Origin of the sequence: Rhizocola hellebori (assembly GCF_016862955.1) — a bacterium.
GTDB lineage: Bacteria > Actinomycetota > Actinomycetes > Mycobacteriales > Micromonosporaceae > Rhizocola > Rhizocola hellebori.
Window position 1 is genome coordinate 28,118 of record NZ_BONY01000032.1, and the last position, 21,341, is coordinate 49,458.

General features: G+C 66.6%; 16 protein-coding genes. 6 read left to right on the forward strand and 10 right to left on the reverse strand.

All coding sequences use genetic code 11. The features are described 5' to 3' along the window. Positions 1 to 17: 17 nt before the first annotated feature. The 9 genes from Rhe02_RS24955 to Rhe02_RS24995 all read right to left on the reverse strand — a co-directional run bounded on the left by Rhe02_RS24955 (position 18) and on the right by Rhe02_RS24995 (position 13,256). A complete protein-coding gene (locus Rhe02_RS24955; protein ID WP_203910775.1) occupies positions 18 to 629 on the reverse strand; it encodes a hypothetical protein in 612 nt (203 codons plus the stop codon). Positions 630 to 644: 15 nt separating this feature from the next. Next, positions 645 to 1,865 carry an ABC transporter permease gene (locus tag Rhe02_RS24960; RefSeq protein ID WP_203910776.1) on the reverse strand — a complete coding sequence of 407 codons (1,221 nt, stop codon included), beginning with the start codon at positions 1,863 to 1,865 and terminating at the stop codon, positions 645 to 647. After that, positions 1,849 to 2,514 (reverse strand): ABC transporter ATP-binding protein, encoded by a 666-nt coding sequence (locus tag Rhe02_RS24965; protein ID WP_203910777.1) that lies wholly within the window; start codon positions 2,512 to 2,514, stop codon positions 1,849 to 1,851. The genes Rhe02_RS24960 and Rhe02_RS24965 overlap by 17 nt, the downstream gene beginning before the upstream one ends. Beyond that, positions 2,511 to 3,548, reverse strand: coding sequence for an efflux RND transporter periplasmic adaptor subunit (locus Rhe02_RS24970; RefSeq protein ID WP_203910778.1), 1,038 nt, complete (start codon positions 3,546 to 3,548; stop codon positions 2,511 to 2,513). Before Rhe02_RS24970 ends, Rhe02_RS24965 begins: the two co-directional genes overlap by 4 nt. 88 nt (positions 3,549 to 3,636) lie before the next feature. Next, positions 3,637 to 4,149, reverse strand: coding sequence for a hypothetical protein (locus Rhe02_RS24975; RefSeq protein WP_239124031.1), 513 nt, complete (start codon positions 4,147 to 4,149; stop codon positions 3,637 to 3,639). Positions 4,150 to 4,179: 30 nt separating this feature from the next. Beyond that, positions 4,180 to 5,820, reverse strand: coding sequence for an MFS transporter (locus Rhe02_RS24980; protein ID WP_203910779.1), 1,641 nt, complete (start codon positions 5,818 to 5,820; stop codon positions 4,180 to 4,182). A gap of 89 nt (positions 5,821 to 5,909) precedes the next feature. Next, the gene (locus Rhe02_RS24985) at positions 5,910 to 8,057 is read right to left on the reverse strand and encodes a peroxidase family protein (RefSeq protein WP_203910780.1); all 2,148 of its coding nucleotides are present in this window, start codon (positions 8,055 to 8,057) and stop codon (positions 5,910 to 5,912) included. Positions 8,058 to 8,459: 402 nt separating this feature from the next. Beyond that, a complete protein-coding gene (locus Rhe02_RS24990) occupies positions 8,460 to 9,860 on the reverse strand; it encodes an 8-oxoguanine deaminase (RefSeq protein WP_308442013.1) in 1,401 nt (466 codons plus the stop codon). 441 nt (positions 9,861 to 10,301) lie between these two features. Next, on the reverse strand, positions 10,302 to 13,256 hold the full coding sequence (locus Rhe02_RS24995; protein WP_203910781.1) for an AfsR/SARP family transcriptional regulator: 2,955 nt from the start codon (positions 13,254 to 13,256) through the stop codon (positions 10,302 to 10,304). 719 nt (positions 13,257 to 13,975) lie between these two features. Between Rhe02_RS24995 and Rhe02_RS25000 the strand changes: the two genes are divergently transcribed. The 4 genes from Rhe02_RS25000 to Rhe02_RS25015 all read left to right on the forward strand — a co-directional run bounded on the left by Rhe02_RS25000 (position 13,976) and on the right by Rhe02_RS25015 (position 17,858). Beyond that, positions 13,976 to 14,572: a nucleotidyltransferase family protein gene (locus Rhe02_RS25000; RefSeq protein ID WP_203910782.1), complete on the forward strand. Its 597-nt coding sequence runs from the start codon at positions 13,976 to 13,978 to the stop codon at positions 14,570 to 14,572. A gap of 73 nt (positions 14,573 to 14,645) precedes the next feature. Then, complete coding sequence (locus tag Rhe02_RS25005) at positions 14,646 to 15,065, forward strand: YciI family protein (RefSeq protein WP_203910783.1); 420 nt, start codon at positions 14,646 to 14,648, stop codon at positions 15,063 to 15,065. A gap of 2 nt (positions 15,066 to 15,067) precedes the next feature. Next, entirely contained in the window at positions 15,068 to 16,330 is a 1,263-nt protein-coding gene (locus tag Rhe02_RS25010; RefSeq protein ID WP_373320689.1) for an RNA polymerase sigma factor, read from the forward strand. Positions 16,331 to 16,421: 91 nt separating this feature from the next. Further along, the gene (locus tag Rhe02_RS25015) at positions 16,422 to 17,858 is read left to right on the forward strand and encodes a glycoside hydrolase family 76 protein (protein WP_203910784.1); all 1,437 of its coding nucleotides are present in this window, start codon (positions 16,422 to 16,424) and stop codon (positions 17,856 to 17,858) included. Here Rhe02_RS25015 and Rhe02_RS25020 read toward each other — a convergent pair. Next, complete coding sequence (locus Rhe02_RS25020; protein ID WP_203910785.1) at positions 17,851 to 18,795, reverse strand: phosphotransferase family protein; 945 nt, start codon at positions 18,793 to 18,795, stop codon at positions 17,851 to 17,853. The genes Rhe02_RS25015 and Rhe02_RS25020 overlap by 8 nt on opposite strands. 63 nt (positions 18,796 to 18,858) lie before the next feature. Between Rhe02_RS25020 and Rhe02_RS25025 the strand changes: the two genes are divergently transcribed. Then, positions 18,859 to 20,022 carry a L,D-transpeptidase gene (locus Rhe02_RS25025; RefSeq protein WP_239124033.1) on the forward strand — a complete coding sequence of 388 codons (1,164 nt, stop codon included), beginning with the start codon at positions 18,859 to 18,861 and terminating at the stop codon, positions 20,020 to 20,022. A 50-nt stretch (positions 20,023 to 20,072) separates the two neighbouring features. After that, the gene (locus Rhe02_RS25030) at positions 20,073 to 21,302 is read left to right on the forward strand and encodes a L,D-transpeptidase (protein ID WP_203910787.1); all 1,230 of its coding nucleotides are present in this window, start codon (positions 20,073 to 20,075) and stop codon (positions 21,300 to 21,302) included. Positions 21,303 to 21,341 lie beyond the last annotated feature (39 nt).

Sequence of the window (21,341 nt, forward strand, 5' to 3'; positions counted from 1 at the left end):
GATCCCTTTCATACGCCCTACTGCTGGTCCAGCGGGGGCGGATCGCCCTGACCGCCGCTGAGGTGCTTGCGGCACAACCGATGTGCCGCCATGTATTCCGGTGACGGGCCCGGGTCGGGGCCGACCCGCGCCGCGGAGTTGTTCTTGTCGGCTATTGTGCCGTCATCTTCGACCGTTGGCACGCCTTCGATCATGCCGTGCTCGCGCATGCACAGGCCGTAGTTGCGGTACTCCTGGGCCTGGGCCGGGTCCACCTTGCGGTAGGTGATGCTCGGGTACAGGTGACGGCAGGCTATCCAGGCGTTGCGCAGGCGGTCGTCGGGGTAGTCGTCGGTGAGCGCGCCCAGGAGGGCACCGGCACCGTTGAAAATGATGATCGGCATTTCGCCGTCGACCGGGTCCTTGATCTCCACGCCGTTGGCGGTCATACAGCGCGCATACATGATCCCCTTCTCGGCCTCGGTGAGCCGCAACGGCTTCGGCGTCGGGCTCGAGCTCACGCTCGGCTGCGGGACCGGGGCGCTCTGATCGGCCGCGGTGGCGACTGACGGCTCCTTCGCCTGGGTGCATCCGGCGAAGACCAGCGCTGCCAACGCTATGGCAGTCATCCGGGTCAGCTGGCGAATCATGTTTCTTCCTTCCGGCTATGGTGCGGCGAGGGCGACGGTCGGCGATAGCCGGGCAGCGCGGGCCGCGGGGTAGATGCCCGCCAGGGCACCGACCGCGACCGTGATCGCGATACCGCCGCCGGCCGCCCACAGCGGAACCGTCGGCGGCCAGGATTGGCTCAGCGCATAGGCGAAGGTGACCGCCGCGCCCAGCACCACCCCACCGACTCCGCCAAGGGCGGCCAGAAGCACCGATTCGGTAAGGAACTGCATCCTGATGTGGCGCCTTGTCGCGCCGAGGGACCGCCGCAGGCCTATCTCCGAACGCCTTTCGAGCACCGAAATCACCATCGTGTTGGCGACACCGATGCCGCCCACCAAGAGCGCCACCGCGCCCAGGCCGAGCAGCACCGCGTTGAAGGCCCGATCGGTGGCGAGCTTGGCGGCCAAGGCATCCGAGGGCCGCGACACCTGGACATGGTAGGGCTGCGCCGGATTGGCGGTAGCCGCAAGCACTTCCCGCACCGCCTCCACCTGACGTTCGGCCGAGCGGACATAGATTGTCGTTTTGCCACTGGTGATTCCGAGATAGTCGGCAGCCGCGGCTTGCCCGATCAGCGCCGCGGAATCCAGGTCGGCCGCCAGTGGTACCGGATTCAAAATGCCGATAATCGAGAACGCTCTCCCACCGAGCTGAATGACCACATTGGACCGAACGGTGGTGATGCCCAATCGCTTGGCAGCCGAGGAACCCAGGACCACCGCCGGATAGCGCGCCGTCGCGGCGTTGAACCAGCCACCACCGGCCATGGTGGCGCCCACCACCGAGGGCAGGTCGTTGTCCACCGAATACACCACGATGCCACTGGTCCGGGCCTTGGCGATGTACTCGTGCCGGTAGACGTTGACATCGTCGGGCAGCCGGGTGACCCCGGAGGCGCTGAGCACCGGGCCGACCCGTTTGATCATCGGCAATGCGGGCTCGGGGAAGCTGACCGTATGGCCGTCGGAGTCCTTGCCCGCAGCCACGGTCAGCAGGTTGGTGCCGAGCTGGTCGAGCGTGCGGTCGAGATCGGCCCGGCCGGAGAAGGAGATGCCCACGACAGCGAGCATGGCGGCGATGCCGATGCCTATCCCGAGCGCGGAAAGAAAGGCGCGCAGCGGCCGGTTGCGCAGGCCGACCCCACCGACGCGGATCAGATCACGGGCGGAAAGCTTGTGCGGCTTGAGTTTCACGACATCACCGGACCCGGCCATCGCGCAGCGCCACCGTGCGCGGCAGACCCTCGGCGATCTCGCGATCGTGAGTGATCACCACTACCGTCGTCCCCGAGCTGTTCAGCTCCCGAAGAAGCGCGACGATCGCGCCGCCGGTCGCGGTGTCCAGGTTGCCGGTCGGCTCGTCGGCCAACAGCAGATCCGGCTCACCCACCACGGCGCGGGCGATCGCCACCCGCTGCTTCTCGCCACCCGACAGCTCGTGTGGCCGGTGGCGCATCCGATGGCCCAGCCCCACCCGCTGCAGCGCCCGTGCCGCGCGCTCGCGCCGCTGGGCCTGGCCGACGCCGCAGTAGAGCAGGCCGTCGGCGACGTTGTCGAGCGCGGTCGTCGCGGGCGCCAGATGGAACTGCTGGAACACGAAACCCACGTGATCGGCGCGCAGCGCGGACAGGTGCCGGTCGCTGAGCCCGGCCACGGGATGGCCCGCGATCCTCACCTCACCGGACGTCGGCTGGTCGAGGGTGCCCAGCAGATTGAGCAAAGTGGACTTACCCGACCCTGACGGGCCGACGATGGCGAGCAGCTCTCCCGGCTCGATGCGCAGGTCCACCTCCTGCAAAGCGGCCACCCCGCCCGGGTAGAGCTTCGACACGGCGATCAGCTCGGCCACGGCATCGCCGGTCATTGGGCCATCCCCACGGTCATGCCCTCGGCGATGGCCGGGCCGCTGACCTCCACGTTGCCGTTGGCGAAGAGCCCGGCTTCCACGGCGACCACCCGGCTGCCCGCGCCATCGATGATCTCCAGGCCGAAACCGCCTTCGGCCAGGGCCAGCAGGGCACCCACCGGTACGACGAGGACGTCCTTGCGTTCACCTACCACCATCCGCACATTGACCGGGCCGTCGTCGATGCCGCTGACCGACTCGGGGTCCACCAGCGACACATCGACTTCAAGGCCGGCGGCCGTGCCCGGATCACCCTGATCTCGTACCGGACGGATGGCGATGACCCGGCCCAGCACCACCTTGCCGCTGGGCAAAGCCACACTGACCGGTGCCCCCTTCTTGGTCAGGTCATGCTCATGGGCCTTGAGCTCGGCGGTGACCATCCGCGCTGTGGCCGTGAAGGTGAGCACCGGTCCGCTGACCCGTTGCCCGACCACGCGATCGTGACCGGCTATCCGCACCGGCCCCGCGGCGTAGAAGACCCGGCCCAGCTCGACCGCACCGCTGGGTGGCAGGCCCTGGTCCTCCTGCCAGCGGCGCAGCGCGGACTCGGAAAACCGCGAGTAGCCAAGGGCTTTGAGGTTCTGCTCGAACTGGGCGACGTCGTTGCCCTTGAGTGCCGTGGTGAGCTCGCGGTAGGCGGGCAGCTCGCCGAAGAACAGGATCACCGGCAGATCGTTGATGCGCAGCAACACCTTGCCCCGATCGACCACCGACCCGACCTCGGGCAGCCAGGTGATGATGCCTTCCAGCGGCGTTTCGACCTGATGCTCGGCGCCGTAGGCCAAGCGGCCGGGCACTGTGCGCTGATCCACCAGAGTCTGCCGGGTGATCTTCGCATGGGTCAGCGGCAAGGTGGGCGCGGCCGCGGTCGCCTGTGGGCGGCGCGCGATCCAGGCCGCCGAGCCGCCGGCGGCAGCTGCCAGCGCGACGACCCCGATCGCCAGCACACCGCGCCGGCGCGGCCGCGCCGCGCCAAGCTCCTGCTCCATTTCGTGGTCCTCTTCCGCCGGTTTGAACACCCTCCGCCAGGAAGACACGTAACCGGACCACGCCGCGGTTCCGCTGAGGACGGAAAATTTAGAGCGGCCCGAAAAGCTCGTTCTGCTGGGCCTGGGTCAGATCGACCCCACTGTGCTCGGGCGCCTGCCTCTGCTCTCCGGGGGAGGAATAGAGCCGCACGCCGTGGCTGGCCTTGCGAGCCACCGTGGGATAGGGCACCAGCCGCACCGGGTCCGGCGGAACGAGGAACGGGCCGGCACCCCATCGCACCCAGAGGGCGACCCGACCCGCGGCCGCCTCGGCGACCAGCTTTTCCACCGTGCGCTTGCGGTCGGAGCGGTCCACCTCGACCACGATCGGGGCGGCCAGATCCCGGGCGACACCGACATCGACCGTCGAGTGCCGATCGGCGTAGGAAAGCGGAACGACGCTGCGCGCGCCGCGATAGACCCGCCAGCGCTGTGCCACCGCCCACCCCAGCACCGCCTCGATCAGGGCCTCGGTCACCTGATCGGCGTTGCGGTCCTTAAGGGAGACCGCGGCAAGCCAGCCGGTCAATGAAGCAGCTACCCGATCGGCATCCTCTTTCACCGCTGTCCAAGATAGCCCTCGCCGCAGTGGCTATTCGGATGGCTCGTCGGGATCGGCGGCCGGATCGGACCGGGTGAGGATCAAAGCCGCCACCACCGCCACGATGAGCACGAGTAGGGGCAGGATCAAGGTCACCCGCATGGCCGGAATGTAGGCCTCATAAAACGTCTTCAGCGCCACCTGTTCCACCGCGGGACGCACCGACTCCGGGATCTCCGGTGGCAGGTGGGCGCCGCTTTGGCCCGCCCCGACCTCCAGGCCGTGGCCTCCGGTGGTCACCTTGTCGAAGCCCTCCAGGAAGCGGGCGCGTAGCGACTGCGGAAGGGCATCGACGTTGACCCGAGCCGACTCCGGGAGCCGGGCCACGAGCTGAGCTTGCAGCAGCGCGCCGACCGCAGCAGAACCCAGCACGGCACCCAGCTGACGGGTCGTGTTGATCAGCCCGGCGGCCGAGCCGGCCATCTTGGGCTGCACGTTGCGCATGGCGATGCTCTGCAGTGGCGCGAAGGTCATGCCGAGCCCGAACCCGGCTATCACCAGACCGGTGATCAGCTCGCGCCGGTCGTAGTAGGGGCGGGTGGCCCACAGCACGAGACCGATGCCACCGGCCCACAGCACCAGCCCGGTGATGAGGGTGTCCTTACCGCCGCCCCGATCGGCGAGGCGTCCGGCGAAAGGCGCGCTGGCGATGGAGGCCAGCGACATGGGGGCAAGGACCAGTCCGGCCTGAAGCGCGGTCAGGGACAGCACCGACTGCAGGAAGATCACGAGAGGAAGGAAGAGGCCGAGCATGCCGAACGAAATAGCGGCAACGACACCACTCATGGTGGCGAAGTTGCGATCGGCGAACATGCCCGCCGGGACAAGCGGCTCACCGTCGCGATTGCGCCACTGCTGCCACGCGAACAGGCCCAGGCACACCAGGCCCGCCAGCAGGATCATCGGGATGCTGACGAAACTCCACACCTGACCCCAGCGATGCGACGGGCCCTCGATGAGGCCGAAGCAGAACAGAAAGAGGGCGAGCGAGGCGAGCAGGATGCCGAAGAAGTCGATGCGGTGACGCCGGTTGAGGCGGATGTCGGGCAGCACCACGGCTGCCATCACCAAAGCGGCGATGCCGATCGGCACGTTGACATAGAAAATCCAGCGCCAGCTCAGACTGGTCACCAGCCAGCCGCCGAAGGTAGGACCGGCGATGGTCGCCAAACCCGCGACCGCGCCCCAGATGCCGAAGGCAGCGCCGCGCTTGTTCTGCGGGAAGGTCATGGTCAGGATGGCGAGGGTCTGCGGGGTCAGCAGAGCGCCGCCGATGCCCTGCAGCACCCGAGTCGCCACCAGCTGGGCGGGCGTCTGGGCCAGACCGCAAGCGGCCGAGGCGAGGGTGAACAGGGCCAGGCCCACCATGAACAAGCGCTTGGGGCCGTACAGGTCGCCCAGCCGGCCGCCGGTGATGAGCAGAGCCGCGTAGGTGAGCGTGTAGGCGTTGAGGATCCACAGGATCTGGTCGAGCGTCGCCGAAAGGGACACCGTCAGCTCGGGGACGGCGATGTTCACGATCGTCGTGTCCAGCAGGATGATGAAAAAACCCAGACACAGCACGGTAAGCACGAGCCAAGGGCTTCGCTTGCTGATGATCTGCGGTTCCTCGGACACGGTCTGAGTGCTCATCAAGTCTTCCCTTGGGCCGAGAGGTGTTGGCGCCGCGGGAGTCCGCGGCGCCAACGGTGGGGTGTTACGTCATTGTTGCGGGCTAGGGATTACAGGGGTTCGTTGCACCGACGCCTGCCGCGCCGACCAAGGGTCCGCGGGCCGGTGTTCATCGGGATAGTCGCAGCCTTTCCGCCGGTACCAACATTAGATCCGTTGTTACTGCGGGTAAAGCGCGACGCTGCTGTGGGCTCGGTGCCGGCCGGGCTGGAATTAGCCTGCACACCCGCGGCAGCAGCCGCTTCGGTCGGGGCGAAGAACACGTTGGCTTCGAGATCACCGGCGGGAATGTCGGTGTTCGCCGCGATCACCTGGGCAAGGGTCCTGCGGTAGTCGATCCCGAAGTTGTTCCGGATGAAGGCTTGCAGCGGGTCGTTCAGGTAGAAGAACCGGTCACCATCGCGTGCCGCGGTGAACTGCTCTCTCCAGATTGCGCGCTGCAACTCGCCAAATTCGGAACCGGTGACGTGACGCTCGGCAACCATGCCGGAGAAGGCGTCCAGGTTGGACACCGATCCGTAGACTGCCTTGAGCCGGGCCGCAAGCGTGGTCCGGCGCACGATGCGCACGGCGTTGTCGGCCTCGACGGTGGTGGGGTTACCGTCGGCGTCGAACAGCGCGATGATGTCCAGTGCGTTGGGGTCGTTGATCTCGTTGCCCGGCGTCAGCAGCGGGTCGGACGGGAACGATTCCGTCGTCTCGCCGGTGATTGCGGTGAACGAGGTCTTCGACGCCAGCCCGAAGGCGTTGCGCATCTGGTTGTAGCTCGGCATGCCGTGGTCGCGACCACGCTGGATGTCAATGGCACCCAGGTCCACTACGCCGTTGAAGCACTGCGGCAACGTGGGTCCGTCAAGGCAGGTCGGGTTGCTGGAGACCGGAACCTTGAACAGCACGCTGCGCAGCTGGTTGTCGATCAGTTCTTCGTTCTTGTACTCGGGCTCCGAACCGATCCCCTTCATGATGGGACCGAGCTGGATCAGCGGCACGAGGTCGGGGTTGAAGAAACCGACGCCCAGCGGGACGGCGATCGCGACATCAGCACCGTCGACCTCGACCTCGACGCCCTGTGCTTCGAGGGCATCCAGGTTCGCCTGGGTGTAACGGCTGACGTTGGTCTCGGCCTCGAGCTCGCCGTGGATCTGGCTGTGCGCACGGTAGCCGGTGGTGGCGAACTCGTGTGACAGCGCCGGGTTCAGGAACTCGTCGTAGCCCTGATACGCCGGCAGGCTCACTCCCATCGCGGGGAGGAACTCGTTGTAGGTGATGTACTGCTGCTCGGCGATCACTACCGCGCGGGCGATTTGGAACTTGTCCTGCTGCGAAATGGTACTGGGCAGCCTGGACACGATGCGGTTGTGTTCCCGGGCGAACAGCGTGTGGGTGGCGGTCAACGCGATGTTCTCGTTGGCGCGCTGGTCACCGGCCACGACAGCCTTGTTCGGGTTGGCCAGCAGACGTCCATCTACGGCCATGGTGGGGGCGGCCGCGGGGTTACCTCTGCTGTCCTTGCGTGGCAGGTAGTTGCTGGGCAACAACAGTGAGCCGCTGTTGTTGTCCGGGTTACCGTCCACCGTGCCGCTGCGTAGCCAGTCGAGCCGGGTGTCCGTGTTGCCATAGACAGCCTCGGCGTCGATGAACGAGGTGAGCGTGTTCACGTGCTGGCGCGCGTTGCTGACACCCGTGCCTGGTGCCGCAGCCGAGCGGACGAACGGAATGACACCCAGGTCATTGCGGAATGACTCGAGGGGGTCAGTCGAGGTGAACGGAATGTTCGCTGTGGTGCCGTTTTCCTGGCGCAGCCCGAAGGTGTGGTCCAGGAACTGGCCCCACACGAATCCCCATTGACTAACGCCACGCTCCGAGAAGACGTTGACGTTGGTGTCGTTGAAGACCCGGTTGGAGACGTTGCGGACGTTCGGTCCGGTGACCGGTGTGCTTCGCCCGTCGGCGTAACGGGCGCTGCCGATCCGCAGGTAGTTCGCTCCCGCTTTGCCCGCGCTGGGAGAGAACGGGTTGTTGTTGATGCCGTTCAGGCTCTGGACTTCCCAGATACCCAGGATGGGGGCATCCGAGGTCCCGCCGTCCTCAGCGGAAGCACTTCCGGAGGAGATGCCTAGGGCACCAACGACGATGAGCGCGGCGAGGGCGGCGGTTAGGCGTCTCCGCCGCCGGCCCGGGCGCGTGGTTACACGCATTGCCATCACTCCTTCCAAACCGACCGACAGTTTTCGGCCGGAGGTTGGCGCTCATACTCCGCCTCCTTCAATATCGCTTCAATAGATAACTCTCAAATTGTCACGTCTTTTTTAATGGTTCCAGAGATCTATGACCAGCATTGCGTCACGGCGGAGTTACCTTCCGCTTCAGGTGACTGAGTCCCGGCACAGCGGCATGGGGAATGGCAGCAAGGCAATTCCGCGCGGGAGCAGCAAAGTCGCAGAGGACTTCAATACCTTAAATTAGAGTATTGGGCGCACGCATCGGCAATATTGCCGGTCTCGAAATTTAACAATGTCGATGGTATCGTCTACCCACGGGCTCGCCCCCGGAACCTGGCTCCTGTTTGGAGCATCGAGCCGGGACAGGGCCGCGTGTGCTTATCGACGGGCCACCAATCGGCGGCACGACTCATCCAGCTCCCGGCTGAGCTCACCGAGATCCGCGGTGCGCAGCTTGGCATCGACCACCACTTCATTACCCTGAACGATTAGGCGGGCCAAGGGCGCGGGCGGGCCGAGGACCAGAGCCGCCACCGGGTCGGCGATGCCGCTGTGGCCCAGCCCATCCAGCCGCCACAGCGCCACATCGGCAAGCTTGCCCACCTCCAATGAGCCGATCTCGCCTGCCCGGCCAAGGCAGTGAGCGCCGCCCATGGTGGCCATCCACAGCGCTTCGCGCACGGTCAGCGCTTTCGGGCCGCCCTGGGCGCGGGCAAGGTAGACCGCTTGGCGCAGCTCCTCTATCAATAGCCCCGACTCCTGCGATGCCGGGCCACCCACGCCTAGGCCGACCGGGATCCCGGCGTCGAGCATCCGGCGCACCGGCGCTATCCCCGCGCCGAGGCGGGCATTGGAGCTCGGGCAGTGCGCGAGGGAGGTATTTGCTTCGGCCAGCACGGCAATGTCCCGATCCGGAAGATGCACGCCGTGCGCGAGCCAGACGTCGTCGCCTAGCCAGCCGAGGCGATCCAGGTACACCAAAGGAGAAAGCCCGAACCGGGCACGGCAATAGCGTTCCTCCTCGGTGCTCTCGGCCAGCTGCGTATGCAGGCGCACACCGCGGCTGCGGGCCAGCGCCGCGGTCTCGACCATCAGCTGAGCGCTCACCGAGAACGGGGAACACGGCGCGAGCGCCACCCGCACCATCGCCTCCGGCGACGGGTCGTGGAAGTCGATGATGGCCGCATCCATGCCAGCGATGACTTTCCCGGTTTCCTCGACGAGACTGTCGGGGGCCAAGCCGCCCGACGAGCGTCCCAGGTCCATCCCACCGCGGCAGATCTGCATCCGTAGGCCGATGCGCCGGGCGGCGCCGACCTGCGCGGCCATCATGTCACCCGCACCCTGTGGAAAGACGTGGTGTAGGTCGGCAGTGGTGGTGCAGCCCGATAATCCAAGCCAGGCAAGGCCGGCGGCGGTCGTGTCACCCACCAGATCGGCGTCGATGCCGGCCCAGATCGGGTAGAGCTCATCAAGCCAGCCGAACAGATCCTCGCTCTGCGCGAGGCCGCGGGTTGCCCACTGATATAGATGATGGTGTACGTTGACCAGCCCCGGCGTCGCGAGGCAGCCGCGACCGTCGATGCGCCGCATCCCGGCTCGGGCCGGTGCGGGGCCGGCGCCCACCGCAACGATCTTCCCGCGCTCCAGCACCACGTGTCCGTCGGTGAACTCGGTCAGCTCGCCGTCCACGGTTGCCACGGCGCATCCCTCTATGGCCAGCGCTCGCCGCGCTCGGCCGCGTGGATCTACCACAGCCAGCTCCCTACGCCGCGGCACATGCCACCGTCGTACACCCGTGTCGTGAAACGACACTCGTTCCCGGGCATGTCCGTCGACGGTGCCTTCATGTTGCCGTATCTATGTCTGATAGAGACGATCTTGAGTGGCTACCCCGGGCCGAATTCAGAAGAGGCGCCGGGTTCTGCTTTGTCCAATGCGGACAGGACGCACGCGGTCAAGAATGTAGATCGACTCTCGTCACTGCCATTGTTAAAGAGGGCCTTCCGGCTGGCAGATGACCCTCTTTGGCGGCCGTATCGGCGAAGTCCGGGGTGTTCCTTAGCCCCAGATCGTGTCGCTGCGGGTCGCGGCGGCGTGGTCGAAGGCGACAAGGGCGGTGGCCAGGTTCGACATCTCAAGCTCCTTCATGGGATTCGCTGTCGATGCCTAGGTTCTGGCCAATGCCTTCTATCGCCCTACCGTACCTCTTTCGTCCCGCTAAATTTTAGATAGATCATTTTCAATTTTATTGATACCTATCTCATCGCGCAGCGCCATCGTCCGCTCGCGCCACGCATTGGCGCGCAAGCGTTCGAAGAGTTCCAGCGCTCGGGTCAGCGCGCTGTACGCCTGATCGAGCCGGCCCGCGCCGCGGTGCAACTGGCCGATGGTGAGGTTGATTCGCGCCTCGGCAAAGGCTTCGCCAAGGTGCACGGCCAGCGCGCAGGCCGAGCGCAGCATCGCCTCGGCCTGCTCGGTGCGCCCGAGCCGGAGCATGACCGCGGCGAGGCCGTGCTTGGCGGTCGCCTCTCCCACCCGGTCGTGCAGCACCAGGACGAGGTCGAGCGCGCGCTGGAAGGACCGCTGGGCCTCGGTCACCTCATCGGCGGCCAGCTGCAACTCGCCCAGGCGGCACAGCACCTGAGCGTGGATCCGGCGCGCGCCGGTCTCCTCCGCCGCGGCGAGCGCGAGCTTGAGGTCGGTGGCGGCGGTGTCGGCGTCGCCGCGCTCCAGCCGGATCTGCGCGATGTTGCTCAGCACGTGGGCTTCGCCGACCAGGTCGCCGGCGGCCTGCAGGAGCGCCAGCGCCTCTTCGAACACGGCTAGGGCGCTGTCCAGGTCGCCCTGCACCCGGTAAAGATAGGCCTGACTGCGGATAGCCAGCGCGTAGCCGTGGTCGTGCTTAAGCTGCCGGAACAGGCGCGCTGCCTCCTCGAGCAACGGCCACGCCTGGTCGTAGCGCTGCTCGAAAGCGGTGAGCGACCCGAGCGAGGAGAGCATGGCCGCCGCGCCACGCCGGTTGCCGCTGGCCCGGGTGGCGGCGAGGGCGAGGTCGTGGGTCACCCGCCAGTCCTGGAAGTAGCGCCGGTTCTCGAAGAGGGTGACCGCGGACATCGCCAGGTCCCAGCAGGCTTCGTCCAAACCGGACTCGGCCGCCAGCCGCACCGCGGCGACCAGGCCGCCGCGCTCCGCGTCGTACCAGGCGAGCGAGTCGGCCAGGGCCGCTTCCACGGTGGCTTCGGGCAGGGGCCAGCGCGGGGCATCGCCGTGGATCAGGGTGTGGTCGCCGCCGTACTCGGAGCGGTGTGCCCGCTCCGCGAGGAAGAGCCACGACCCGACCAGCCGCTGGATCGTCTGCTCCCGCTCCGGCCCGCTCTCCTCGAGGTCCAGCAGCTCCCGCGAATAGGCCCGGATAAGGTCGTGCACCTTGAACCGGGCCGAGCTTCCCCGGCCTCGTTCCACCTCGACCAGCCGCGCGTCGACCAGCTCGTCCAGCAGATCGATTGCCGTCAACGTGTCGGTGTCCATGAGCGGACCGCAGATCCATCCCCCGAAGTCCGAGGTGCCCAGATGGCCCAGCCGGCGGAACAACCGCTGGGCGTCCGGTGTCAGCGACCGGCAGGACAGGGCGAGATTGGCCCGGACATCGAGGCCGCCGTAGACCAGCTCACTGAGGCGGCGCCGCTCGTCGGAAAGCCGCTCGACGAGGTGGGCGATCGTCCAATGTGGACGGGCGGCGAGCCGGGCGCCGGCCACCCGCAGCGCTAGCGGCAGCCCGCCGCACAGCCGCACCAGCTCGGTCGCCGGCGTCAGCTCCGAGCGCAGCCGCTCCGAGCCGAGCATGTTGCCCAGCAGCTCCAGCGAATGATCGAGGCTGAGCACATCGACCTCGACCTGATAGGCGCCGGACAGGCCGCTGAGCCGCTGCCGGCTGGTGACCAGAAGCGTGCACCCGGCCGTGGCGGGCATGAACCAGCGCACCTGCTCCTCATCGGCACAGTCGTCGAGCACCACCAGCATCCGCTGACCGGCCACACTCGAGCGGAACATGTCGACGCGTTCCTCGAGTTGCTCGGGCACCTTGTTACCCGCCACCCCGAGCGCGCGCAGAAACCTTCCCAGCACCTCGCCCGGGGCCGAGGGCTCCGGGCCCGCGCCGTGCAGGTGGGCGAAAAGCTGCCCATCGGGGAAGGAACCGACCAAGCTGTGGGCGACATGGGTGGCCAGTGTCGTCTTGCCCGCGCCGCCGCGACCGGAGATCACCACGACCTTCGGCCCGCCGCGGCCATCGCGGCGCAACACATAGCGCAGCATCGCCTCGGTCATCTCGCTGTGCCCTGCGATATCGGACAGCGCCCCGGGCAGCATCCGCGGGACGGTGCGCTGCCCGGTCATCATGCCCACGCTGACGATGCCCGAGTCGAGGCGCAGCTCTGGATCATCGCTGAGAATGGCACGCTCGATCTTGCGCAGCTGGTCGCCCGGCTCGAGGCCCAGCTGGTCGACGAGGATGCGGCGACCCTGCCGATAGACGTCCAGGGCATCGGCTCGCCGATCGGAGCGGAACAGCGCCAGCATCAGCTGCGCACGAAGCCGTTCCCGGAGTGGATAACGCTCTACCAGGTCTACTAGCTCGCCGATGATGTTCTGGTGTTGGCCAAGGCGCATCCGCAGGTCGGCGTACTCCTCCACCGCCGCGAGCCGGCGCTCGACAAGCGGAGTCGCCGCCGCCTGCAGGGTGGGGCTGGCCGATCCGGCGAAGGGCTCGCCCCGCCACAGCCCCACGGCTTGCTTATAGGCGTCAACAGCTTCCGATAGGCGGCCGGCCGACGAGGCCTGCCTGCCAACGCCGACCAGACGCTCGAACGCCAGGAGATCAACGGCGTCTTCGCGCACCTCTATCTGGTACCCAGGCGGCTTGGTGTTGATGATCGCGGGCAGCTCATGCTTGGTGAGAATGCCCCGCAGGCTGGAGATACAGATCTGGATCTGGCCACGCGCGGTGACCGGCGGCTCGTCGGGCCAGACCGCATCCACAAGCCGGTCAACCGAGACAATGCGGTTGGTCTCCAACAGCAGGGTAGACATGATGATGCTCTGCCTGGACGCGGAGAGGAGCACCGGCCCATGCTTGCCCGCCAGCTCGAGCGGGCCAAGGATCCGAAACCACATGGATGGCCCCGCATTCCATCAGCTAGACCAAGTTCAATCGCACGCTACCGAAAAGCAGCGCCGATCGCATCCTCTAGCATTCGGGCGGGGCCGTCCTGAACTGCGCTGAAGCTTCTGGGACTGTTCATGATCGACTGCTGGTGTCAGCACATCCTCCTGCGTGTGGGCACTATGGGCTGACGGCAAGTCATACAGCAGGGCTTGAGCCGGCTCGGCCGGCATCGCCGGCACCGCCGCAATGCGGTGCCCCACCAGATTTGTGGTCTCGCCTCCTGTTTGATCCAGCGGAATGCTTGGCAACTACGCGACTTCACACTCGACCGTCTTCCACACGTGACCTCCCGCCGAAAGCCCCCGTTGTTGGCATGCCGGACCCAACGGCCTGTGAACGTCACTGTCTGGATAGGACGAACCGATGCCGGCAAGACACCGGCAAGACACCAGGCACCCCCTGCACAGCCATGTGGACTTAGACATCGTTGCTCTCCATCCGTTGGCTTCACCGAGATCGTCAGCCGGTGCGCTATCGCGCTTCTTTCGCGGCTCTTTCGCCATCGCCGAACGCGAATGAAAAGTTGGTCAGCCTAGCTATTCAGGGCGATGGCGTTCTCGATCCACTGCCATCCACGCTGGGCGGTGATAGATTCGGCGAATTGGCCGCTCAGGGTCGCAAATCCGCAAACCGTCCGAGCGGATGGTAGCGAGACGATAGGGGGGCAATGGGCGTCACCACGATCACGGGTCTGGTCTTGGCCGCCGGGGGCGGCCGCCGCTTCGGCGGCCCGAAGGCACTCGCCCGCCTGCACGGAAGCCCGCTGGCGCAGCGCGCGGTCGCCCTGATGCGCGAAGGCGGCTGCGAAGACATCTATATAGTCCTCGGCGCGCAGGCAAGCAGGGTCGTCGAGACGGTCGACCTCGGTGATGCGGTGGTGGTGGACAACCCGGATTGGGAATCGGGGATCGGCTCGTCGCTCCGCGCGGGGCTCGCCGCCCTTCCGCCGGCCGCGGCCGCGGCCGTAGTCGTCCTCGTCGACCAGCCGCTCATCGGCGCCGAGGCCATCCGCCGCGTGATCCAAGCCCACCTCACCGGCGCGGCCATCGCCGTGGCCACCTACGGCGGCCAATTCGGACACCCGGTTCTCCTATCCCGACCCACCTGGGCCGGCGTCGCCCAGCTTGCCCAGGGCGACACCGGTGCCCGGGCCTACCTGCGCACCCATCCAGAGCAGGTGATCGAGGTAGCCTGCGATGAGACCGGCTCCCCCGCGGACGTCGACACCCCAGACGACCTCGCCGCTCTGCAACAGAAGCACTGACAGAATGCAGATCGCCTCTCAGCGGCGATCTGCCGCGCGTTGCTTCGCACGCGCCAGCATTAAGGAGTTCGCGATGCGAGTCATGGTTCTGATCAAGTCCGATGAGCTGGCCGAGGCGGGCCAGCTGCCCGAACAGGAAATGATCACCGGCATGATCAAGTTTAGTGAGGAGCTTGTCGAGGCCGGGGTGATGCTGGCCGGGGAAGGCCTGCACCCGAGTGCGCGGGGCGCCAAGGTGAACTGGACCGGCGGCAAGGTGACGGTGGTCGACGGACCCTTCACCGAGACCAAGGAGATCATCGCGGGCTACTGGCTCTGGCAGGTCAACTCGATGGAGGAAGCGATCGAGTGGGTCAAGCGCATGCCCGCCTCGGGTAAGCAGGACGGCACCATCGAAATCCGCGAGATCTTCGAGACCGCCGAGTTCGGAGATCACATGACCGACGAGCAGCGCGAGAGGAACGAGCGCATGCGCGCTCAGCTGGGTCAGTAGCCGTGTCAGGGGAGACGCATCAGGCGATCGATGCGGTCTGGCGCATGGAGTCCGCCCGGCTGATCGCCGCCCTCACCCGCATGGTCCACGACGTCGGCCTGGCCGAGGAGCTGGCCCAGGACGCCCTGGTCGCCGCGCTCGAACAGTGGCCCGCCGAGGGAGTTCCGCAGAACCCCGGCGCCTGGCTGATGGCGGTCGCCAAACGCCGCGCCATCGACCTGTTCCGGCGCGAGGAAACCTTGCAGCGCAAGGTGGCCGAGCTCGGGCGTGACCTGGAGACCCATCAGGCCAGCTTTGAGGCCGAGGTGGCCGCCGCGGTAGACGACTATATAGGCGACGATCTGCTGAGCCTGGTCTTCACCGCTTGCCATCCGGTCCTGCCCGCCGAGGCGCGGGTAGCGCTCACGCTGCGGCTGCTCGGCGGGCTGACCACCGAGGAGATCGCCCGCGCCTACCTTGTCCAGGAAAGCACGATCGCGCAGCGCATCGTGCGCGCCAAGCGAACCCTTGCCCAGCAACGGATCCCGTTCGAAATTCCGGAGGGCGAAGAACTCGCGCCCCGGCTGGCCTCGGTGCTGGAGGTCATCTACGCCATCTTCAACGAGGGCTACTCCGCCACCACCGGCGACGACTGGATGCGTCCCGCGCTTTGCGAAGACGCCATGCGCCTGGGCCGGATCATGGCCGGTCTCGCCCCCGACCAGCCCGAAGTGCTCGGCCTGCTCGCCCTGATGGAGATCCAAGCCTCCCGGTTGCGCGCCCGCTCAGGGCCTTCCGGCGAGCCGATTCTGCTGCTCGACCAGAATCGCGCCCGCTGGGACAGGCTGCTGGTCCGGCGGGGGCTGGCCGGTCTGCAACGCGCCGAGCAGCTCACCGACTCCCCCGGGCCCTATCAGGTGCAGGCCGCGATCGCCGCCTGTCACGCCCGCGCCACCACCGCCGAGCAGACAGATTGGGCGCAGATAGCGCGGCTGTATGAAACGCTGGGCGCCCTGACTCCGTCGCCGGTGGTGGAGCTCAACCGGGCGGTGGCGGTTTCCATGGCGTTCGGCCCGGAGGCGGCGCTCGAAATCGTTGACTCGCTTTTGACCGAGCCTGCTCTTTCCGGGTACCACCTCCTGCCCAGCGTTCGCGCGGATTTCCTGGCCAAACTGGGCCGTACAGCCGAGGCCCACGCCGAGCTGGAACGCGCGGCACAGCTCACCCGCAACGAGCGGGAACGAGCGCTGCTGCGCGACCGCGCCGCCCGCATCGCGGTGAAGTAACCGCGTCCGGGAGCCATTGACCCGCATCGCTGAAATAGGTAGCTTTGTGACCAGAGAGCGCTCTCCGGAGATCCAATGGCAGGAGTTTCCTATGCGGACTTCCCGCTCCATCGTCACCATCGCCCTTGCGGTTGTTGCCGGCACCCAGATCGCCGCGGTCGTGGGGCCCACCCCGCAGGCGGTCATCTGCAACCGGTACTGCGACGCGCGCGATCCGGGGTTGTCCACCAGCGATCGCCAACCGGTGTCCTCGACCGTCTGGGGCCGCCGGGTCGTGTTGCACCTCAACGACAACGACGCGATGGGATGGGCCTCGATCGAGAACGGCAACCCCGGCGACCGGGTCTGGCTGGATCGCTCGCTAGACGGCGGCCGTGGCTGGGAGGGATTGCTGGGCAACACCGCGATCCCGGCCGGGCAACGCGGCTGGCGAACTCTGATGTACAACAACGACTATTGGGCCACCAACGGCGTCGGGGCGCTGCGCGCGTGCGGCAAGGCCGGCGATCGCCCGGAGGTCGCCTGTACGGCGTGGGCCCGCACCACATGGAACGCCTGGAACCGCAGCACGGCCGCCGCGACCGGCCTGATGATGCTCTACAACCAGGGCACCGGCCTGTTCGACACCACCGGCTGGTGGAACTCGGCCAACGCCCTAACCGCGATCATCGACAGCGTCAAAGTGACCGGCATGCCGAGCTACCGGTACGCGATAGCCAACACCTACAACAGAAACCTCAACGCGCATCAGGGAAGCTTCCGCAACGACTTCATCGATGACACCGGCTGGTGGGGCATGGCGTGGGTCGGCGCCTTCGACGTCACCGGCGACAGCCGCTACCTCAACACGGCTCGAGCCGATGCCGACCACATGTTCCGTTACTGGGACGGCGTTTGCGGCGGAGGAGTCTGGTGGAGCACCGCGCGAACCTACAAGAACGCGATTTCCAACAGCCTCTACATCCAGCTCAATGCGGCTCTGCACAACCGGATCGCGGGCGACACCGTTTATTTGCAAAGGGCTCAAGCCGGATGGGCGTGGTTCCAAGGTACCCAGATGATAAACAGTTCAAATCTGGTCAACGATGGGATTGACCTGAGCACGTGCCGCAATAACGGCTCGGCGGTCTGGTCATACAACCAGGGCGTGCTCATGGCCGGGCTGACCGAGCTGAGCAGGGCCACCGGCGACGCGGGATTGCTCACGCGGGCAAGGCAACTGGGCAACGCGTCCACGACCAGCGGCCAGCTTAACAGCAATGGGATCCTGCGCGATCCTTGCGAGGGCGGCGATTGTGGCGCCGACGGGCCGTCGTTCAAGGGCGCTTTCGCGCGCGGGCTGGGCGCGCTCAACCTGGCACTCAGCGATCGTCCCTTCGCCGTTTACCTTCGCCGGCAAGCCGATACCGCATTCGCCCAGAACCGCACCCCGCTGGACACCTATGGGCTGCGCTGGATCGGCCCGGTCGACAAGACCGACGCCGCGCGGCAGCACAGCGCCCTGGACCTGATGAACGCCACTAACTGAGTCGCTCCAGCGCTTCCACCTGCCGCACCAGGTGCTCAGCCACGAAACCGATCCGGCGCGGGTCGGTGATGCCGCGGCTGGGCACCTCCACGTGCATGAGCAGGTCGAGGTAGAGCCGGTAGAGGACAAGCCGTTGCCGCGCAAGGCCGTAGAGCGCCACCTCGCCGTAGCCGCGCAGGAACGGGTGATCGGGCTCGTCTTCCAGGTTGCGGAAAATCGCGGGCGAGACGAAGTCGATAAGCGGATCGCCGTAGAGGTAGCGCTCGCCGTCGACCAGGCCGGTCAGCTTGCCTTCGTGCGCCAGCACGTTGCCGTCCCAGAGGTCGAAGTGCACCAGCACCGGAGTCCGCACCTCGCCCAGGGCCGGTGCCGCGGCAGCGACCACATCGCGGATCCGTTGCGCTGACACAGGAAGCGCAACCTGCCAGACGACCGCGTCCTGCAGCAGCGCCTCCATCATGGCGGCGAAGGCGGTCGGCCAGTCGGTCGCGTTTGGACGGTCGCCCGGGTAGCCGAAGAAGGTGCCGGTGATGGTGTGCACGCGGGCCAGCGCCGCACCCAGCTGCTCGCGCACTCCGGCGTGCTCCGGCTCGGGCAGCTTCGAAAGCGGTGTGCCCGCAAGCATGCTGGTGAACAGCCAATCATCGCCGTTAAACAGCACCCGCGGCACCGGCACCTCGGGCGCCTTCGCGGCAACCAGGCGAAAGTATTCGGCCTCCGACCTGATCATGTCGCGTTCATAGATGAGGATCGGCACCCCGGGCAGCGGCCCGACCTTGAGCACCGCCTCGCGCCCATCGACCAAGCCCACTTTCCAGACCGCGGCGAAGGTGCCGCCTTCCAGCGGGGCGGCCTGCGCGACCGGCAGCCCGAACGCCTCCTCGGCGAAGGCGGCTACCTGCGCAAGCGTCAGCTGGCGCTGAGTGGGGCTGGTCAAGGGGGTGCTCCGGATTTCTTAAATCGCCCACATGATGGCAAATGATGCGCCAACATGAGTTTCATGCGGATTAGGGTTCTAAGTGGGTTGACTCTCCTCGCGCTGATCTCGGCCTGCACCAGCGTTACCCCGAAAGCGGAGGTGCCCGAGCAGCCCGCGATCACCGTACCGCTCGCCGAGGTCGCCATGGATCCCGCCACCGAAACGGCGGGAGTGCCGATCAGCGCCGAGATCGGGCTCACGGTCAAGAACGGCACCCTCAAAACCGTCGCCCTCCACGACGCCGCCGGAAAGCCGGTCGCCGGGAATCTTCGCCAAGACCTTTCTTCGTGGGTACCAGATCTGCCGCTCGCGTTCAGCACCCGCTACACCGCGACCGCGGTCGTCGCCGGGCAGGACGGAAAAGAGGTCACCCAGACCAGTGCCTTCACCACCATGGCCGAGCCCGGACACCGCGTCGGCACCGGCCTTTATCTGTTCGACGGCAACGAATATGGCATCGCGATGCCGGTGGTGGTCGAGTTCACCGATGATGTGGAAGACAGTGCCCGCGCCTCGGTCGAGAAGCGGCTCTTCGTCACCACGGAACCGGAACAGAAGGGTGCCTGGACGTGGGTCGCCGCGCACCAGGTCGAGTACCGCGCGCCGGAGTACTGGCAGCCTGGTACCAAGATAACCGTGCGCGCGGCATTGGACGGCCAGCCGCTGGGCGGGGGGAAGTTCGGCGACACCGATCGGCGGGCCACCGCCACCATCGCCAAGAACCGGATAGAACTGTTCGTGGACAACGCCACCAAACAGCTGACGGTCAAGGAGAACGGCGCAGACATCCGCAGCATGCCGGTGAGCCTTGGCAAGCCCAGCACCCCGTCCTCCTCGGGCACAATGGTGATCATGGATAAGGCCGTGCACACGGTCTTCGACACCACCGGCGAACCGGGCGACCAATATCGCGCCGACATCTCCTACGCGCAGCGGATCACCTGGGGTGGCGAGTTCATCCACGCCGCTCCCTGGTCCGTGGGTGATCAGGGTTACAACAACGTCTCCCATGGCTGCATAAACATGTCTTGGGAGAACGCGGAGTGGCTGTTCGGCATCACCCATGTGGGCGACCCGGTCACAGTCCGTGGCACAGAAGTGGCATTGGCACGCGGCAACGGATTTACCGCCTGGAATGAGAGCTGGTCAGAGCATTTGAAGGGAAGCGCGTTGCCGCAGCGGTAATCGGCGGGCACGATAGTGGGACCACCCCTCGATTTTTCGGTGAGGAGATCATGCCCACCCGTCGTCATACGCTCGCCGCCATCGGCCTTGCAGGGGCCGGCCTGGCGGGAGTGGCAGCTTGTACCAACAAGCCGTCCTTCAATGCCGGGGATAAGAAGGATCCGCCACCCAAGGCCTCGGCGACGATCACCACTCCCGAGGCGGACGCGACCAACGTCTACGCCGGCGCGGAGTTCGTCTTCACCACCAAGGAAGCCAAAGAGAGCAAGTTCGAGCTGACCGACGCCAACGGCGCATCGATCGCCGGGGAGATGCACCCCGACGGCGCCGGCTGGATTCCAGCCAAGATGCTCACCTACGGAGCCGCTTACACGGCAACGCTTTCGGCCACCGGCGACGATGGCAAGACCGTCACCGCGACCACGAAGTTCACCGTGATGGCCAAGCCCACCAACGAGGTTCGCTTCACCAGCTTCCTGCCCGACAACAAGGAGATCGGCACCGGGATGCCGCTCATCTTCCAGATGAGCCGCGACATTCCCAAGGATGCCCGCGCCGGGGTGCAGCGGCGGCTCATGGTCAAGATTGAGCCTGAGGTCGAGGGAGTCTGGGCCTGGTACACGCCGCGTGAGTTGCACTGGCGCCCCAAGGAGTTCTGGAAGCCGGGCACCAAGATCTTCGTGGACGCCCGTGTGGGCGGCATACCCTGCGGCGACGGCTACTTCGGCGTGCGCAACGTCACCCTGACCACGACGGCCGCCAGGCAGCTCGTGATGTCGGTCGACGATGCGATCGCGCCCAAGGTGATGATCGTCACCAAGGACGGGCAGGAGATCCGGCGCATCAAGGTCAGCCTCGGCAAGCCCACCTGGCAGTCGTCCTCGGGCGTGATGGTGATCATCGAGAAGAAGGAACACACCATCTTCGACACCCGCAACGATCCGAACGCGCGGGAAAAATACGTCACGCCAGTCGACTACGCCCAGCGCATCACCTGGGGCGGCGAGCACATCCACTCCGCGCCGTGGTCAGTGGCCAGCCAGGGCATCCGCAACGTCTCGCACGGCTGCATCAACATGTCGGCCGACGACGCAAAGTGGCTCTTCGAGCAGACCATGGTTGGCGATCCGGTGATCACCGTGAACACCGGTCAGGCGCTCAAGTACGGCGACGGCTGGACCCACTGGACGAAGACCTTCGAGGAGTACGCCAAGGGGTCGGCAATCCCCTACACGCCGCCGGCGGCGGGCCCGAGCCCGACCGCCTCACCAACGGCTTAAACAGCAGACTTGGACCTCCCCCGCCAAGGGGGAGTCCAA

What these genes read in the sequence shown, in the direction of transcription:
- Rhe02_RS24955 (WP_203910775.1), bottom strand. Translation starts at nt 629, where the DNA reads ATGATTCGCCAGCTGACCCGGATGACTGCCATAGCGTTGGCAGCGCTG.
- Rhe02_RS24960 (WP_203910776.1), bottom strand. Translation starts at nt 1,865, where the DNA reads ATGGCCGGGTCCGGTGATGTCGTGAAACTCAAGCCGCACAAGCTTTCC.
- Rhe02_RS24965 (WP_203910777.1), bottom strand. Translation starts at nt 2,514, where the DNA reads ATGACCGGCGATGCCGTGGCCGAGCTGATCGCCGTGTCGAAGCTCTAC.
- Rhe02_RS24970 (WP_203910778.1), bottom strand. Translation starts at nt 3,548, where the DNA reads ATGGAGCAGGAGCTTGGCGCGGCGCGGCCGCGCCGGCGCGGTGTGCTG.
- Rhe02_RS24980 (WP_203910779.1), bottom strand. Translation starts at nt 5,820, where the DNA reads ATGAGCACTCAGACCGTGTCCGAGGAACCGCAGATCATCAGCAAGCGA.
- Rhe02_RS24985 (WP_203910780.1), bottom strand. Translation starts at nt 8,057, where the DNA reads ATGCGTGTAACCACGCGCCCGGGCCGGCGGCGGAGACGCCTAACCGCC.
- Rhe02_RS24995 (WP_203910781.1), bottom strand. Translation starts at nt 13,256, where the DNA reads ATGTGGTTTCGGATCCTTGGCCCGCTCGAGCTGGCGGGCAAGCATGGG.
- Rhe02_RS25000 (WP_203910782.1), top strand. Translation starts at nt 13,976, where the DNA reads ATGGGCGTCACCACGATCACGGGTCTGGTCTTGGCCGCCGGGGGCGGC.
- Rhe02_RS25005 (WP_203910783.1), top strand. Translation starts at nt 14,646, where the DNA reads ATGCGAGTCATGGTTCTGATCAAGTCCGATGAGCTGGCCGAGGCGGGC.
- Rhe02_RS25015 (WP_203910784.1), top strand. Translation starts at nt 16,422, where the DNA reads ATGCGGACTTCCCGCTCCATCGTCACCATCGCCCTTGCGGTTGTTGCC.
- Rhe02_RS25025 (WP_239124033.1), top strand. Translation starts at nt 18,859, where the DNA reads ATGCGGATTAGGGTTCTAAGTGGGTTGACTCTCCTCGCGCTGATCTCG.
- Rhe02_RS25030 (WP_203910787.1), top strand. Translation starts at nt 20,073, where the DNA reads ATGCCCACCCGTCGTCATACGCTCGCCGCCATCGGCCTTGCAGGGGCC.